General features: G+C 60.0%; 12 protein-coding genes. 11 read left to right on the plus strand and 1 reads right to left on the minus strand.

What is annotated here, in order from left to right:
* Nucleotides 1–54: 54 nt before the first annotated feature.
* The 4 genes from IY145_RS08990 to tssH are packed head-to-tail and all read left to right on the plus strand — an operon-like array spanning nucleotide 55 to nucleotide 6,439.
* On the plus strand, nucleotides 55–630 hold the full coding sequence (locus tag IY145_RS08990) for a type VI secretion system baseplate subunit TssE (protein WP_196407902.1): 576 nt from the start codon (nucleotides 55–57) through the stop codon (nucleotides 628–630).
* Between the two features lie 3 nt (nucleotides 631–633).
* Complete coding sequence (gene tssF, locus IY145_RS08995) at nucleotides 634–2,601, plus strand: type VI secretion system baseplate subunit TssF (protein WP_196407903.1); 1,968 nt, start codon at nucleotides 634–636, stop codon at nucleotides 2,599–2,601.
* Nucleotides 2,598–3,812: a type VI secretion system baseplate subunit TssG gene (gene tssG / locus IY145_RS09000; RefSeq protein WP_196407904.1), complete on the plus strand. Its 1,215-nt coding sequence runs from the start codon at nucleotides 2,598–2,600 to the stop codon at nucleotides 3,810–3,812. Before tssF ends, tssG begins: the two co-directional genes overlap by 4 nt.
* Nucleotides 3,809–6,439 (plus strand): type VI secretion system ATPase TssH, encoded by a 2,631-nt coding sequence (gene tssH / locus IY145_RS09005; protein ID WP_196407905.1) that lies wholly within the window; start codon nucleotides 3,809–3,811, stop codon nucleotides 6,437–6,439. Before tssG ends, tssH begins: the two co-directional genes overlap by 4 nt.
* A gap of 63 nt (nucleotides 6,440–6,502) precedes the next feature.
* On the opposite strand, the gene IY145_RS09010 is transcribed toward tssH, so the two are convergent.
* A complete protein-coding gene (locus IY145_RS09010; RefSeq protein WP_196407906.1) occupies nucleotides 6,503–7,105 on the minus strand; it encodes a hypothetical protein in 603 nt (200 codons plus the stop codon).
* Between the two features lie 561 nt (nucleotides 7,106–7,666).
* Here IY145_RS09010 and IY145_RS09015 point away from each other — a divergent pair.
* The 7 genes from IY145_RS09015 to IY145_RS09045 all read left to right on the plus strand — a co-directional run bounded on the left by IY145_RS09015 (nucleotide 7,667) and on the right by IY145_RS09045 (nucleotide 16,757).
* A complete protein-coding gene (locus IY145_RS09015) occupies nucleotides 7,667–8,968 on the plus strand; it encodes a Rieske 2Fe-2S domain-containing protein (RefSeq protein WP_196407907.1) in 1,302 nt (433 codons plus the stop codon).
* A 31-nt stretch (nucleotides 8,969–8,999) separates the two neighbouring features.
* Nucleotides 9,000–10,910 carry an asparagine synthase (glutamine-hydrolyzing) gene (asnB, locus tag IY145_RS09020; protein WP_210332643.1) on the plus strand — a complete coding sequence of 637 codons (1,911 nt, stop codon included), beginning with the start codon at nucleotides 9,000–9,002 and terminating at the stop codon, nucleotides 10,908–10,910.
* Between the two features lie 65 nt (nucleotides 10,911–10,975).
* A complete protein-coding gene (locus tag IY145_RS09025) occupies nucleotides 10,976–11,515 on the plus strand; it encodes an aromatic-ring-hydroxylating dioxygenase subunit beta (RefSeq protein WP_196407908.1) in 540 nt (179 codons plus the stop codon).
* Between the two features lie 78 nt (nucleotides 11,516–11,593).
* Complete coding sequence (locus tag IY145_RS09030) at nucleotides 11,594–12,514, plus strand: alpha/beta fold hydrolase (protein ID WP_196407909.1); 921 nt, start codon at nucleotides 11,594–11,596, stop codon at nucleotides 12,512–12,514.
* Between the two features lie 96 nt (nucleotides 12,515–12,610).
* Nucleotides 12,611–14,167, plus strand: coding sequence for a trans-aconitate 2-methyltransferase (locus IY145_RS09035; protein ID WP_196407910.1), 1,557 nt, complete (start codon nucleotides 12,611–12,613; stop codon nucleotides 14,165–14,167).
* A gap of 50 nt (nucleotides 14,168–14,217) precedes the next feature.
* Nucleotides 14,218–15,597: an MFS transporter gene (locus IY145_RS09040; protein WP_210332644.1), complete on the plus strand. Its 1,380-nt coding sequence runs from the start codon at nucleotides 14,218–14,220 to the stop codon at nucleotides 15,595–15,597.
* Nucleotides 15,594–16,757, plus strand: a complete 1,164-nt coding sequence (locus IY145_RS09045; protein ID WP_196407912.1) for an MFS transporter — start codon at nucleotides 15,594–15,596, stop codon at nucleotides 16,755–16,757. The genes IY145_RS09040 and IY145_RS09045 overlap by 4 nt, the downstream gene beginning before the upstream one ends.
* Nucleotides 16,758–16,776: the final 19 nt, after the last annotated feature.

A 16,776-nucleotide genomic window follows, 5' to 3' on the forward strand; every position in this document is an offset into this window, starting at 1 on the left:
CGCTTTGCGCGCCGGTCGGCGCGTCGATCCGGCTCGCCGCGCGGGAAAAGCTTCATGACCTTCGCGTCGACGACAAGCGTCCGTCCAGCTGACCGGCTCAGCCCGCCGCTCATGCATGTGTTTCGCGCCGCGCATCGCGACCGCCACGAGCAGGCGCGCGAGGCGGCGAGGCGGCAGGCTCTCGCCCGCGACGGCGTAGCTCCGGAGCCGGAGCGCAAGACGCGGCCGCAGCGAGCCCCGATCACCGAGCAGGAGCTGAAGATCGAGGTCGAGCATGACGTCGCCGCGCTGATGAATCATGTCTCGATGGATTCGACGATCGATCTCGAGCCTTTTCCGCGCGTGCGCAGCTCCATCCTCAATCATGGCTTCCCGGACCTCGCCAATCGCACGATGGACGAATTGGAGGCTCGCGATCTCGATGGGGAGATCATTGCGGTGCTGAAGCAATATGAGCCGCGCCTCGTTCCCGGAACCGTGCGTGTCACGCGCGACCGCTCGCCGGAGGCGTTGCAGGAGATCCGCTATATCGTCGACGGTCATCTCCTCTGCCAGCCGCTGAACGTGCCCATCGAATTCGTCGCCAAATTCGAGGAAACGACAGGCAAGCTCCATTTCACGCGGCGCTGAACGATGAACCGCGAATTCCTCGACCTCTATAATCGCGAGCTCGACCTCTTCTACGAGCACGCCGCCGAATTCGCGGAAGAATATCCGGAGATCGCCAAGCGGCTCGGCGGGCTCATCCGCGACCGCGCCGATCCGATGGCGGCCGGCCTGCTGGAAGGCGCGGCTTTTCTCGCGGCGCGCGTGCAATTGAAGATCAAGCACGAGTTTCCCGAATTCGCCAATAATCTCCTCGAGCAGCTGGTTCCGCATTATCTCGCGCCGACGCCCTCGTCGCTGCTCGTGAAGGCGCTGCCGCAATATGGCGATTCGGCACTCGCCGATGGACGCTTGTTTCCGCGCGGCTCGCAGATCGACGCGACCTATGTCGAGGCCGACAAGGAGATCGCCTGCCGCTACACTCTGACCGCGCCGATCCGGCTCTGGCCCTTCTACGTAAAGTCGGCGGAATATTATACGAGCGCCGCGGCGCTGCAGCCGCTCAAGATCAATGTGCGACGGGAGACGGTCGCCGGCATGCGCATCACGCTCGTCGTCGCGACGAGTTCCGATCCCGCCGACGAGCTGCGCGAGAAAGCCGCGCCCCCCCAGCCCTGGTCGCTGTTCAGCGATAATAAGGCGACCGAGCTGCCCTTCTATCTCGCCGGCGCCGAAGCGCACGCCAATGCGATCTATGAGCAGATTTTCGGCCATTGCACCGGCGTGTGGTTCCGTTACGTCGACGCCAACAATGACGCCACGGTGATCGAGGCGCCGAAGGACTGTCTTCGCCAGCTCGGCATGGACGAGCAGGAATCACTTCTGCCGAGAGACGACCGTATTTTCCGCGGCTTCGATCTCCTGCATGAATATTTCATGTTCTCGCGAAAATTCTTGGGGTTCGAGCTCGCGCTCGACCGGGAGAAAGTCACGAGCCGCTTGCTCTCACGCGTCATCGACATCGTGATCGGCTTCGACGAGGTCAACACCGCGCTCGCCGCCAGCGTGCAGAAGGACATGTTCGCGCTCTATGCGGCGCCGGCGGTCAATCTCTTCGAAATGGCGACCGACCGCGTCCCCGTCAAAGCCAATCAGCACGAATATCACGTCATTCCCGACAAGAGCCGCTATCTCGTCTACGAGCCGCATCGGCTCATCGACGTCTTCGCGCATTTTCCCGGCAACGCCGAAAAGCGGCCGGTGCGGCCGCTCTACGCCTCTTCGACCGATCTGCGCGAGAAGAACGCTTTGCAATATACGATTCGCCGCGCGCCGCGGCGGCGAACGATCGAAGAAAAGCGCTATGGTCCGGCCGGCAATTATTTCGGAACCGATCTCTTCATCTCGCTGAGCGACACGGGCTCCTTGTCGGATGAAAACTCCGGCGTCACCGAATTGAGCATTCGCGCGCTGTGCTCGAACAGGCATCTGCCCGAGCATCTGCCGATCGGACAGAACCGCGTCGATTTTCGGCTCGCCGATGATGTCGAGCTCGATCTCGTCTGCATCGCCGGCCCGACGCGGCCCGGCGAGCCGCTCGTCTCCTATCAGCGACGGCGCGCGGAGACCTCGCATACAGGCGCCGTCTCCTGGCGGCTCATCAATATGCTGAGCCTCAATCATCTCGGCCTCACCGAAAGAGAGGCCGGCGAGAATGCGCGGGCGCTGCGCGAAATATTGACGACATTCACCGAGCCCAATGACGCCGCCGGCGAAAGACGCGTCCGCGGCGTGCTGTCGGTAGAGAGCCGGCCGGTGGTCAGGCGCATTCGCTGCGGCGGCGGCGTCGGTCCGGCGCGCGGCACGGAAGTCACCGTCACTCTGGATGAAAAAGCCTTCGAGGGAACCGGCGCTTTTCTGCTCGGCGCGATCCTCGATCGCTTCTATTGCGAATACGCCGCCTTCAACCATTTCACACAGCTCGTCCTGCGCACGACCGAGCGCGGCGAGATCATGCGCTGGCCGGCGCGGCTCGGCGCGCGGAGGGCGCTTTGAATTATTTCGACGGGCTGAAGCGCGAGCCCTGGCGCTTCGATTTTCTCGACATGATGCGCCGCGTCGAGCGCAGCCTCGGCGAGCGCCTTTCCGGCGACGGGGTCTTCGCGCAGCCGCGCCCGCGCATCGGCGACAGCGCCACGCGGCGCGACGAGGTGGTGCGCTTGCGCGCGGAGGAGTTCGCGAAAGAGGTCGCGATCTCCTTCGGGCAGGAGGCCTGGATGGCTTTTCCCGGCTCGACCGTCCGCGAGATCACGCCGCGCTGGAACAGGCCGCTCGCTCGCTCCGAGAGTCTCGCGCGGGCGGAGACGCCGGCGGACCGCGCGCATGTCGTCTCCGCCTTTCTCGGCCTGCTCGGCCCGCAGGGCCCGCTACCCTATCATTTGACGGAAGAAGCCTACGCCTTTGTCCAGAACGAGGACGCGTCCTTCGTCCATTTCCTCGATCTCTTCAACAATCGCTTCATCCAATTGTTCTTTCGCGTTTGGGCGGATGCGCGGCCGATCGTTCAGGCCGACCGGCCGGAATATGATCGTTTCGGCGCCTATGTGACCTCTGTGGTCGGCGTCGGCTCGCCCGCCTTCGACACGACGCGCGCGCGACACGACGGGGAACGCCGCGCCACCTGCATACCCGAGGGTGTCGGCCTCTTCGCCGGCTTGCTCGCGCCGCAGGTCAAATCCGCCTCGCGCCTGCGCCAGGCGATCCGCGGACTGCTTCGCGTCGAATCGGAGATCGACGAATTCATCGGCTCCTGGCTCGAATTCGATGATCGGGAGCGCTCCATCCTCGGCGGCCGCAACAGCACGCTCGGAACGGATTTCCTGGTCGGCGCCGCATCGTTCAGCGTGCAGGACAAGATCCGCGTCCGCCTGTTCGTCGCCGATATGGAGCAATATCGCCGCTTCCTGCCGATCGGCGACGATTGTGACCGCCTCGTCGACCTCCTGTTTTTTTATGTCGGCGACGAGATCGACTGGGACGTCGAGCTCGCAGTGCCGGCGCGCTGCGTCGAGCCGATCAGGCTCTCCGCCGATTCCGCCGCGGGCCCCACAGGCGGCGCGCGTCTCGGCTGGACGAGCTGGCTGGTCGACGACAGCGCATCGAAGAAAGACGGCTATCGCGCCGACGCGCGCTTCCAACCGGCGGAACGCAAAAGGCGCGAACGAGAAATGGCCAGACGCGAAGCGGAGGCGACGAACCCATCATGACCGATATTGGACTCGAGACAGTCACCGGCAAGCTCAATCTCGTCGGATTCGAAACGATCGCCAAAGCGCATCGACAGGCCAAGAGTCTCGGCAATCGCTATGTGGAGCTCGCCCATTGGCTGCTGCATATGCTCGAGAAGACCGACTCGGACGTCGACATCGTCGCCGATCATTTCAATCTCGACCGCGCCAAGCTGCTGATAGATGTGGAGCGCGCCATAGACGGGCTGACGCCGAGCCAGACGGAATCGCCCTATTATTCGGGCGCGGTGATCGAGGCGCTCGACCGCGGCTGGCACTATTCCACTCTGTTCTTCGCCGAGGCGCAGATTCGCACCGGCCATGTGCTCGTCGGCGTGCTGAAGACCGAGCGTTTGCGCACTGCGCTGCTCTCCGTCTCGCGGGAGTTCGGCAAGATCGCCGTCGACGCGCTGCTCGACGAGCACAAGAAGATTCTCGCGCGCTCGGACGAGGAGAATCTGCGGCCGATCGACGGCAGCGGACTCGCGCCGAGCGCCGGCCCCACTGGCGAGTCGCGCGGCCAGACCGCGCTCGATCGCTTCTCGCAGGATTTGACCGCCAGAGCGCGCTCCGGCGAGATGGACCGCATCCTTGGCCGCGACGAGGAAATTCGAAAAATCGTAGATGTGCTGATGCGTCGGCGGCAGAATAATCCGATCCTCACCGGCGAGGCGGGCGTCGGCAAGACGGCGGTGGTGGAAGGATTCGCGCAGGCGATCGTCTCTGGCGACGTGCCGCCGCCTTTGCGCGGCGTCACTCTGCGCGCGCTCGACGTCGGCCTGTTGCAAGCCGGCGCCTCGATGAAGGGCGAGTTCGAGCAGCGCCTGCGCTCCGTCATCGACGAGGTGCAGAAGTCTCCGAAGCCGATTATTCTCTTCATCGACGAGGCGCATACGCTGATCGGCGCCGGCGGCGCGGCCGGCACGGGCGACGCCGCCAATCTGCTGAAGCCGGCCCTCGCGCGCGGAACTTTGCGCACCATCGCCGCGACGACCTGGAGCGAATATCGCCAATATTTCGAGAAAGACCCGGCGTTGACGCGGCGCTTTCAGCCGATCCAGATCGACGAGCCGGACGCCGCGCGCGCCGCTTCCATGCTGCGCGGCATTCTCGTGCCCATGGAGAAGCATCATGGCGTGCGTATTTCCGACGCGGCCATCACCGCCGCCGTCGCTCTGTCGCAACGCTACATTCCGGCGCGGCAATTGCCGGACAAGGCGGTGAGCCTGCTCGACACGGCGAGCGCGCGCGTCGCCATCAGCCAATCGACGACGCCGGCCGCCATCGCCGACAAGCGCGTCGAGATCGACCATCTCGCGCAGGAGAAGGCGGCGCTGCTCGCCGACCGCGATCTCGGCGCCGACACACGCGCGCGGGTGAATGAGATCGACGACGCGATAGCGGCGGCGAAGGACAAGCTCGGCCTGCTCGAGAACGCCTGGAGCCAAGAAAAATCCATCGTCGACGAGGTGCGCTCGCTACGCGAGATTCTCGCGCAGACGCAAGAGGAGAGCGCGCAGGAGAGCGAGCGCGTGAAGCTCGGCGAGAAGCTCGGCGCATTGGCCGCGCTAGATCCCGAGACGCGCGCCATCTATCCGCATGTCGACGAGCAGGCGGTCGCCGCCGTCGTGTCAGACTGGACCGGCATTCCGGTCGGCCGCATGGTGAAGGACGAGATCGAGAACATCCTTCGTCTGCCAGAGATTTTGAACAAGCGGGTCGTCGGCCAGAGCCACGGCCTCGCGATGATCTCCAAACGCATCGAGACCAATCGCGCGCGGCTCGACAATCCCAATAAGCCGATCGGCGTGTTCATGCTCTGCGGCCCTTCCGGCGTCGGCAAGACGGAGACGGCGCTGGCGCTCGCCGAGGCCATCTATGGCGGCGAGCAGAACATCATCACCATCAACATGTCCGAGTTTCAGGAGGCGCACACCGTCTCCACGCTGAAGGGTGCGCCCCCCGGCTATGTCGGCTATGGCGAAGGCGGCCGCCTCACCGAGGCGGTGCGGCGCAAGCCCTATAGCGTCGTGCTGCTTGACGAGATCGAGAAAGCGCACCCGGACGTGCATGAGATTTTCTTCCAGGTCTTCGACAAGGGACAGATGGAGGATGGCTCCGGACGGCGCATCGATTTCAAGAACACGCTGATCATCCTCACCTCCAATGTCGGCACCGATCTCATCATGGAGCTCGGCGCCGATCCCGCTTATCACGACGATCCGGAAGCGCTCTCCGCCGCGCTGCGGCCGGAGCTGCAGCGCGTCTTCCCGCCTGCGTTGCTCGGGCGCATCGTCGTCATTCCTTATTTCCCGCTCTCGCCGGAAATGTTGTCGGGCATTGTGCGCCTGCAATTGAACCGCATCGGCAAGCGCATCGAAGAAAATCACAAGGCCGTCTTCGTCTATGACGACGCCGTGGTCGATCACATCGTCGCGCAATGCAATGATCCGGATTCCGGCGGGCGCATCATCGACAACATCATCACCAACACGCTGCTGCCCTCGCTCTCGCGCGAATTTTTGACGCGCTCGCTGGCGAAGGAGGAATTGCGCGAGGCGCGGGTGACCGTGTCCGACGGCGCCTTTGGATATGAGTGGCGATGAGGCTGGACGCGATGTCGCGAAGCGATGGACGGCTTCGCGACATTGGTTGCGGCGATTCGTCGCTCATCTGACGGCGCCGAAGCTCCAACCGGACTTCGCCGGGGCCGGAGCCGATGCGATTCGATGCCCGCCGATGAGTCCGCTGAACTTGCGATCGGCTTTGGCGCCCGGCGTCCGCACGCCGGGAACTTCCGGCACAGAACTCAGCTTTTTCATCAGATTCAGAGCTTTTAGGCAGTCGCGATCATATCCTTTTTGTTTCTCTTCACAGGCTTTGTAGACCAAAGCGTCCGAAGTGACGAAAGAGGAGTTGAACTGGTTCTGAAACTCCGGCTGACCAACGCTGCGTGGCGAAACGATATAGACACTGATCCAGTGCCCATAATAATCTTTGTCATTATTTTTGTCATACAAAATAATGACACATTTGTTCAACGCATCCTGCGTGACGATATTTGCGATGCCACTGATTTTTTTCGTGAAGTTCGCCCAGAACTGGCGGCGCTGATTCATGAAGTGATCGCCTTGGTTCGGAGCCATCGACAACAGAAATTCGTTTACAGTATGATATATTTCTCTGTAGATTGAAGATGGATCGGACCCGTAGATCATCGCATATCGGAATTTTTCACCCTGAACGTAGGGGACAGTATCTGTATAAATCATCGTCGTCGCTCCTCGTGAATGCGAATAGAGAATTAGAACGGGAGTCGCCCGACTTCTGTGGGAAAGCCCACAACCCGCGGATGCCCGAACCGACGTCGGGCATAGAAATTTTTCCACGGCCCCGATCGGGAGCCGAATCGGAGCGAGAGACGAATTCGGAGAAAAAGGTTGCGGGAAGGACGGCGCTGGAAGATGCAGGATCGGCCATGCGACGCTCGGCGAGCCGCGTGTGCGATCACAAACCCGACTATTATCGGGTCGCCCGCCGATGTGGACGCGGCGCTTTCACAGTTCCAGGTCAAAAGCGACGAAATGGCGCGCCGGTCGGGACAAAGATGCGAACACCTATCAGATTGAAGTTAAATTTGTAACTTGATGAGGCCTGGGATTCCCGCGCCATCCTGCGACGTCCTTCAACCTCTTTGAACTTTTTTCTGCCGAAGATTACCTGTCAGGTAATTGATGAACTCCATCAGGCAGGTAAACTTACGCAAACTCGTGCTCTTGAGCCTTTTAACGCTCGGAACCGATATTGGCTGTGATTCAAAAGGGTAGACCGCAATGGCCGATCCACAAATTATCGTTACCGATCAAGCCAACTTCTTTCGTGTTCACCGCTCCGCGTATGTTCTGCAAGATATTTATCGGAGTGAGCTTGAGAATATTTTCGATAGATGCTGGCTTTATGCGGGACACGTCAGCGAGCTTCGCGCGCCGGGGGACTTTCTTCGCCGCAACGTGGGCGGACGAAACCTCATTCTGACCAAGACAACTTTCGGAGAGCTAAACGTCTTGTTGAACGCTTGCGCCCATCGAGGGACGATCGTGTGTCAGGAGGCGAGAGGCAACGCCCAGAGCTTTTCCTGCCCATATCACGGCTGGACGTATGATCTGAACGGCCGACTGGTCGGTCTGCCGGGAGGATCGGCATATGGTCGGGAGGCTCGCAACGACTCGAATCTCAGCCTAAATCCGATCCATCATTCAACCTATCGAGGCCTCATTTTCATTTCTTACGTCGCCCCCGAGCAGGACCTCGAGGATTACCTCGGCGAAGCAAAGGCGTATATCGACTTGATTTGCGCGCAGTCGGAATCGGAGTTAGAAATCATTCCGGGCGAATTCGATCACTCGATACGTGCGAACTGGAAGCTCCTCGCGGAAAATGGCGTGGACGCATACCATCTTCCTTTTACGCACAAACGTTTCCTCGAATACATCGATACGTTGGGCGGCGAGCCCAGTTCGCATAAGCGAATAGGAAAAGGACTGCCGCTCAGCGGAGGCCACTCGGTCATTATCAGCGGTCCACCGTCCACCGGCCGTCCAATCGCCTATTGGAGCCCGCTCTTTCCAGAGTGGATGAAGGACGAAATCAATCGAAGATTTCGTGCGCTGGTGACGAAATACGGCAAGAATAGAGCAGAAGAAATCGCTCATGCCAACAAGAGCTTGTTCATTTTCCCCAACCTCGTGATCAACGACATTCTCGGATTGAACGTCAGGACGTTCTTTCCAACCTCGTTCAACGCCGTGGACGTCACCGTATGGGGCGCGGGCTTCTCCGATGAGACCGAGGAGGAGAGGGCAGCGCGAATCAACGGGCTTATCTCTTTCATCGGACCGGGCGGGTTCGGCACGCCTGACGATGTCGAACTCCTCGAGTCGTGTCAGCGCGCCTACGCCCATGCCGGCATTGGCTACAATGATTTCTCGCGCGGCATGAGTCCAGGCACGCAACACCATACCGACGAGGAGCAAAATCGCGCTTTTTGGCGTGAATGGAGCAGGCGGATAGGCGCCGAACGAACGCGCGCTGGTTCATCCGAGTCTATTCCTTCGGTAAGCACGGAGAGACTATAAACATCTCGCTTAATCCGAAAAATTCTAGTTCGTGAATCGCCTTACAGACATCGAGAGCGAGACCGCGGCTGACTTTATTCTCCGACAACGGCGAACGGTGACGATCATGTGCGGAATAGTAGGCTGGATAGACTGGCGCCGCGATCTTCGGGAAGAGCGATCGACGATCGCCGCCATGATCCGCTCAATGGCGCTGCGAGGACCCGACGCAGAGGGTAGCTGGGTGTCGCGACATGCTTTTATCGGTCATCGTCGATTGTCGATCATCGATTTGGAATTCGGACGGCAGCCGATGTCGACCGTCGCTGCAGATCCTTTTATCCTCAGCTATGCCGGAGAAGTCTACAACTTCGCAGAATTGCGTCGAGAACTCGAGAAAACGGGGCATGAATTTCGAACACGCTCGGATACCGAGGTTGTGCTTCGCTCATTCCTGGAATGGGGAAGGGAGTCCTTCGCCAGATTGCGGGGAATGTACGGATTCGCGATTTGGGACAGTGGACGCGACGAGCTGTGGCTCGTTCGGGATCGGTTCGGAATAAAGCCACTTTATTATCTGCCGACCAGTTCTGGGGTGATCTTTGGTTCCGAGCCGAAGGCGATCTTCGCAAATCCAACGGTCAAGACCGAATTGGACGCCACTGGCATCGCCGAACTCTTCGCCCTCAGCACAGCCCCGACTCCCGGGCACGGCGTTTATAAAGGCCTTTATCAAGTCAAACCTGGAGAGGCCATCCGAGTATCGAGACGCGGGGTCGAATCTTACAACTACTGGTCGCTCGCGGCGACCGAGCATCGCGACAGCTTGGAGGATTCCGTCGATCATGTCCGGCTGTTGCTGGAAGAAATAGTCGAACAGCAGATGGTTTCCGACGTGCCACTCGGCGGACTTCTTTCAGGAGGCCTCGACTCCAGCGCCATCGCCGCCTTCGCCGCTCGGACCGCGCATCGCCGAGGAGAGAAGCTACCGACATTCTCAGTGGATTTTCCTGATGGGCAGGCGGAGTTCATCCCATCAGCCTGGCAGGATAGTTGGGACGAACCATTCGCGCTGGAAGTTTCCCGGCACGTCGGCACTGATCACCGAACGATCCTGGTTACTCCGGAATCTGCTCTCACACATGAAAATGCTGTCCTTCATTCCCGTGATCTGCCGGGCTGGGGCGAGCTGGATACATCGCTTTATTTTTTGTTCAAGCAGGTTCGGCAGCACACGACGGTGGCGCTCTCGGGCGAGTCCGCAGATGAGGTTTTCGGAGGCTACCCATTTTTTCACAATAGAGACGCACTTGCATATCCCGGTTTTCCTTGGTTGCTCGACAAGAGCAGTCCCTGGACCCTGTTCAGGGCGGAGGTGGAGAGCGCGGTACGGCCGGCGAACTACGTGGAAAGTCGCTATCGTGAGGCGCTGGAGGAAATTCCCACAATCGAAGACGAGAACGAAATAGACAAGAGGATGCGGGAAGTATCCTATCTGGCGTTGACGCGATGGCTGCCCGCCATGCTCGATCGAAAAGACCGCATGAGCATGGCCACCGGTCTGGAAGTCCGAGTTCCCTTTTGCGATCACCATCTCGTGGATTATGTCTGGAACTTGCCGTGGCGATACAAAAATGAAGGTGGAGAGGGAAAGTCTCTGCTGCGGCGCGCAGTCGCGGATCTACTGCCGCAATCGGTCCTGAGACGACGAAAGAGCGGCTTTCCAAGCAATCCAAATCGCCAATATTTGGCGAGCCTACGTCAACGAACGCTGGAGCTTCTCTCTACCCCGGGCGCGCCTGTCTTCGAACTCGTCGACCCTGCAAAAGTGGCCGAGTTGCTGGAACAAGGGCGTCCCCTGCCCAGCCCGCGCGCATCCGCGAGCCCTACGGCGGGAATGTCCTATCTTCTCAACCTGGACAGCTGGCTTCGACAATACAACGTCAACCTCTCCTACCATTGAGGAATGAGCACGAAAATATAACGCAATGGCAGATTATGCAGTTTGCAATAGCATGGAGTAAGCCCATGACCAGCATGCTCGTCGCGCGCGAGGGATATCAGCCCGCTCCGATTCCGACACCACCAGCCGAGCTGACATCACGTATCACATCGTTTCTTTTCTTCGAATCGGCTCTGCTTGATGATTGGGAGCTGAATGAATGGTTGTCTTTGTTTGACGACGAGGGACGCTATCAGGTCTTGCCGTTGCAGTATCTCGAGAGCAGCAACCCAAAAAACAGCCTCTATTTGGTGTCCGACGACAATACGCGGCTCAAGACGCGGATTCGGCATTTGCTCGAAAAAAGCGCTCTGGCCGAAGTTCCACGATCGAGAACGCGCAGGATAATATCGAATATTCGCGTTCTGGAGCACAAATCCGGCATCGTCCGAGTCAAGGCGAATTTCGTCATCTATCAATTCAGGAACCTGCAATCGTGGGAGTTCGTCGGGGAGACGTCGTATAAACTGCGAGAGAGGCAAGGAGCATTGAAAATACTGGAAAGAATAACGCGGCTCGATCACGAGTCCATGGCGTCTCAGCGTCGCATCAGCATCATCGTCTGATGTGCTCTTATCGCGCGTCACCGGCCTCTCACGAGTTTACTCGCGCCAAGCATAGCGGCCACCGTTGGAGACAATGTCGTGGAAGACGTACTCTTCCCTAATTTTCGGAAAGTCACGCTGGCGACATCCGGCGGCGAGATAGCCCTCGTGACCGGAGGCGGCGGACCACCCGTCCTTCTCCTGCATGGCTATCCGCAAACCCGAGCAGCTTGGCACAAAATCTCACCGGCCCTCGCCGAGCGGTTCACAGTGGTGATTCCCGATCTGCGTGGTTACGGCGAATCTGCCGCGTCCGCGCCAAACCAATCCGATGCTTTCACCAAGCGGGCGCTCGCTCGCGACCAGAAGGAAATCATGGCGCAACTGGGCTATCACAAATTTGCCGTCGTCGGTCATGATCGCGGCGCGCGTGTCGGATACCGCCTCGCGCTCGATAGCCCCGAATGCGTCGTCAGCTTGACGTCATTGAACGTCATTCCGACGATCGACGTCTGGGACCAAGTCAATACGGCCTTCGCATCCCGCGCCTATCATTGGTTTTTTCTGGCGCAGCCATTCGATCTTCCGGAAAAGCTTCTGGCGTCAGATCCGGATTATTTTCTCGACCGAACGCTGGTCGCGATGTCGAACGGCCGGGACATCTATCATCCCGAGGCTCTCGCCGCATATCGCACGGCGTTTCGCTCTTCGTCCGTCCGCCATGCGATGTGTGAGGACTATCGCGCCGCCTTGGGGCCGGACACCGCGGCCGATGCCGCCGACCGTGCAACCGATCGTCGAATAACGTGTCCGGTCTTGGTTCTGTGGCAGGATCGGCCCTATCCGGATGCATCCCGTCACCCGATCTCGATCTGGAGGAAATGGGTTTGCGGCGATGTTCGCGGGGCTCCGATCGAGGGCGCCAGTCACATGCTACCCGAAGATGCGCCCGACGCCGTTCTCGAACAGCTCCTGCCATTTCTCGAAGCGCATAACGGCGAAGAGCTACATCAGGCATAGAGCCGAGGATAGGCATGACGGCGCCTGTCGCTCATGAAAGCGCGTATCGATGCGCAGGCGCGTTCTGTTCGAGAATGTAACGTTGGATTCGTACGCATGAGCAAGATATCGATCGGCACAGACGAAAAGGCGGCATTATGGCGACAGCGCCTGTTCGAGGCACAGGCCGCAATGACGCAGACCCTTCTGCAGCGTCACGCAAAACGAGACATCGCTCCATGGGTCGAGGTGAGCGCCCAGATCTATTCCGATCTGCCGGCACCTCATAGCACGAATATCGAGGGCTGGAAGCGAGCGTTCTTTCGAGCTCAGGCGCTCATCGAAAAATTCATCGTCGAACATTACGGTGCGGCCGAACTGGATATTTGGGCAGAAGCGACGGGCGATGTCGCTCGCGCGCTCGAGCCGGACGGTTATTTTATTCCCGCCGCAGCCGTCGATCGCCTCGCGCGGCACGCGGAACTCTACGGCTCGATCTACGAGATCGCGAACGAGGATCCGGATGTCGGCATTTTCACCAATACACATTGCGCAATCTGGGATTACCGCGAACATGCGCGGGCTTCCGGCACTCCGATCACTCTGAAATCCGCTTGTACGTTTTGCACGAAGCTACTGTCTGCCCTCGTCCAGGCAAAAGGCTGTCATCCTCAATGGACCCTCTTCGAGAACGACGCCGGGCACGGCTGCGAATGGGTCATTCGCCCATTTCCGGCCTCCGCGCGGCTCGAGAATGGCGCCGCGAGCGTAGAGCTGTCGGCCGAAGTCGAGATCGATATCGCGATCGAACGAGAGAGGATAGCTGGCACGATCGTCGACCAGGCGAGCGCATTAGCTGGGTATGAGGAAGCCAGCGCGCTTCTCCAGCGTCGCGACGAAGATTGGGTGCTCGGACTCGCCGGTTTCTCTCCCCATAGCATAGCCGATCTCGGCTGCGGGATCGGGAGCCTGCTCGAAGCCGCGACGTCGCTCTGGCCGGACTTGCAGTCGGTGACCGGGCTGGAGAAATCCGCGATGCGCCTCGAGACGGCGAGGCGTCGGCTCGGCTTTCTCGGTGACCGGCTGACACTGATCGAAGGAGATCTGCTGGGAGCGCCGGCACTGAAGCGTCCAGCCGAATTGATGACCATGACGGCGGTGCTGCACTGGTTGTATCCGCAGGAGGCGGATGCATTCCGGTGGATCAGCGAAAATCTTACGCCAGGAGGGGTTCTTCTCCTGACGTCGCATCACCCCGACCACGACGATGAAGGCCTCGGCGGGGAGGACGACATCGTGCGGCAGGCGCTAGCCATCATGGGCGTCTGCCGAACGGACACGGCCGCCGAAACATTCCGCGAGGCTGGCATTATCCCGCTTGGAACCCGCACCCGCGATATGTCCGCTCTTCGACGCCTGCTGGAGCGCTGTTTCGCGATCGACTCCGTTTCCGAGCGCCGGGCCGTGCTGCGTGTGCACGATTCGACCGAGTACCAGCGCTTCCACGCGGCGACGTTCGGCACATACTATAGCAGCGTTGTCGGGCCGGAGCGCGCCGCGGAATTTTTCGCGGCGGCGGGCGCCATCGCCGAACGACGAATGCGGGATAAGGGATATGTCACGGACATAACGGTTCGAGTGTGGCGCTGCTCGAAGCGTCGGTCGGAAAAATGAATTACTGATCGGCCATTCGGCTTCAATCTGTCCAGCGCCGGCGCTGCGGAGTGGTTCGATATCGTTTCAGACGCCACTGGAGAAAAATGATGCGTCCTACTTCGCTAACAGAATTTTCTCTTTCGGCGACGGGCGTCCTCATCGTTTCGATCATCGGCGTCATGCTCGGCCCTACAGGCTTCATGCTCAATAGCTTCAGCCTGTTTATCCAACCGATGAGCGATGAATTCGGTTGGGACCGCACGGAAGCGTCCTCCATGATTACGCTTTTCGGTCTGTCGGTGGCGCTCGGGAGTCCCGTCAAAGGCTGGTTGATGGATCGCTACGGGCTTCGCCCGATGTTGCCGTTGCTCACCTTTTTGCTAGCGTTGGCGATCTCGGCGCTCGCATCTGCGGAGAATGGTCTCGCCATTCGAAGCCTTTTCTGTATCATCGGACTTCTAGCGCCTGGAAACCTGCCTTACGGCAAGATCATCGGGATGTGGTTCACACATCGGCGAGGCTTGGCATATGGATTGTTCGGGCTCGGCTTCGGCCTCGGCGGAGCCTTCAGCTTGGTCGTCGGCCGCTGGTGCGTCGACACGTTTGGATGGCGCCAGTCTTATCTGTTCTACGGCGGAGCGGAGCTCTTCGTCGCCACGCCTCTCATCTGGCTGCTGTTCCATGAACCGCGGCGCCCATGGACGACGGCCAACGACAGGCCTCTTCCCGACGCCCATTCGGGAGACACGCTGGTCAAAGCGTGGCTCTCTGCAAGGTTCTGGCTCGTCATCGGCAATCTCGTTTTGACCGTATTCGTGATGTCCGGTCTCATCACTCATGGCGTACCCTTGTTGATCGAACGCGGACTGTCCAGAACTGACGCGGCTGCGACCTTCTCGATGCTTTGGATCGGGATGAGCCTCTCGCAGCCGGTCCTGGGGCATTTGCTCGATCGTTTCGACACCCCGCGGATCGTCCTGCCGTTCGCGGCAGTCGCGCTCGCCGGCCTGTTGCTGTTGCAGGCCGGGCCCGGAAGCACGCTTTTGCCGCTCGCCATTCTACTTGTCGGATTCGGCGGCGGGGGGGAGAGCGGCTCAACGCAATATTTTGTGAGCCGCTACTGTGGACTGAGGCACTTCAGCGTCATTTACGGATCGATTCAGCCCTTCACTTTCGCGCTCTCGATCGGCCTCGGCTCATATCTGCTCGGATATCTTTTCGATCAGCACGGCTCCTATGTCGCCGCCTTGTGGGCGCTCGACGTCGCACTCGTCGTCGCCATCGGCTTCTTGCTGCTCCTCGGCCCTTATCGCTACGAGCTGCACCGTCCGATGGATGACCGCGGACCGCTTCGACAGCCTGCGCCAACCGATGTCGAACAGGTCGAAGTCGAGGGTGAGATGCGCCGGACCGACCACATGCGCGAACATCGGAGTTTGACGAGATGAATCCCAGCGTGTTCATCCTCGCGCTTCTGGCCTTCGTAGTCGGAACCGCCGAATTGGTCATCGCCGGAATTCTCGACGGAATTTCCCGAGATCTTCAGATTTCGCTGGGATCGGCAGGCCTATTGATGACCGTTTACGCGCTGGTCTATGCGCTCGGCGCTCCAGTGCTGATATCGCTGACCTCGCATATCGAACGCCGCAAGCTGCTGGTCACGAGCCTTGTGGTGTTCGCCGGAGCCAATCTGCTCAGCGCGGCGAGCGGCAGCTTCCTGCTCCTGATGGCGTCGCGAATCATCGTTGCGTCCAGTTGTTCGATCATCGTCGTGCTGGCGATCACCTTGGCGGCGGCAATGGTCACGGAGGATCAGCGCGGCAGGGCCATCGGCATGATCTTTTCCGGCATCGTCGCTTCCCTGGTGCTGGGCGTTCCGCTGGGTACGCTGGTCGGCGTGCAGTGGGGTTGGCGAATGACCTTCTTCCTTTTGACGGCGGTGACGATTCTCATCATACCCGTCGTGCGGTCCAAACTGCGCCAGTTGCCCGGCGCGCCCGCTGCGCCTCTACGGAAGAAGATGGGAGCGACGCTCGACAAAGAATCCGTGTTTGCCCATCTCGCTTCCCTCCTGCAGATGACAGGCCAGTTTACGATCTTTACCTATATCAGCCCCTTCCTGGCTCAAACCATGGACCTCGACCCTGTCACGATCAGTATGGTGCTGCTGGTATACGGCGTCGGTGGCATCTTCGGCGCGTGGCTGGGGGGGTGGTCGACCGACAAGCTCAGCGCGCAGAAAACTTTCCTGACTTTCTTGCCGTTGCATGCCATTGCCGTGCTCGCTCTTCCGGCCAGCACCATCTCATTGACCAGCCTGCTCGCGCTCATGATGTTATGGTGCGTCTTCAATATGGCGCCCGGACCGGCGATCCAGAAATATCTGATCGAGCAAACCCACTCGTCCGCATCGGTTCAGCTCGGCATCAACACCTCCGCCATTCAATTGGGCGTCGCTTTCGGATCGTTTATCGGGGCGGGGGTGATGGATCATTTCTCCCCGCAGACCAATGCCTATGTCGGGGGCGTCGTCATTCTCCTCGCAATGCTGTCCGGCTTGGCCTCCTCTCGGCTGCGGCAGTCGCGCATGAGCGGCGTCGCACCGTAGCAATGACGGTCTTCACTAC

Origin of the sequence: Methylosinus sp. H3A, assembly GCF_015709455.1 — a bacterium.
Classification (GTDB): domain Bacteria; phylum Pseudomonadota; class Alphaproteobacteria; order Rhizobiales; family Beijerinckiaceae; genus Methylosinus.

Excerpts from the sequence above, each read along its gene's own strand:
- IY145_RS08990 (WP_196407902.1), top strand. The coding sequence starts at position 55 with ATGACCTTCGCGTCGACGACAAGCGTCCGTCCAGCTGACCGGCTCAGC.
- tssF (WP_196407903.1), top strand. The coding sequence starts at position 634 with ATGAACCGCGAATTCCTCGACCTCTATAATCGCGAGCTCGACCTCTTC.
- tssH (WP_196407905.1), top strand. The coding sequence starts at position 3,809 with ATGACCGATATTGGACTCGAGACAGTCACCGGCAAGCTCAATCTCGTC.
- IY145_RS09010 (WP_196407906.1), bottom strand. The coding sequence starts at position 7,105 with ATGATTTATACAGATACTGTCCCCTACGTTCAGGGTGAAAAATTCCGA.
- IY145_RS09015 (WP_196407907.1), top strand. The coding sequence starts at position 7,667 with ATGGCCGATCCACAAATTATCGTTACCGATCAAGCCAACTTCTTTCGT.
- IY145_RS09025 (WP_196407908.1), top strand. The coding sequence starts at position 10,976 with ATGACCAGCATGCTCGTCGCGCGCGAGGGATATCAGCCCGCTCCGATT.
- IY145_RS09035 (WP_196407910.1), top strand. The coding sequence starts at position 12,611 with ATGAGCAAGATATCGATCGGCACAGACGAAAAGGCGGCATTATGGCGA.
- IY145_RS09045 (WP_196407912.1), top strand. The coding sequence starts at position 15,594 with ATGAATCCCAGCGTGTTCATCCTCGCGCTTCTGGCCTTCGTAGTCGGA.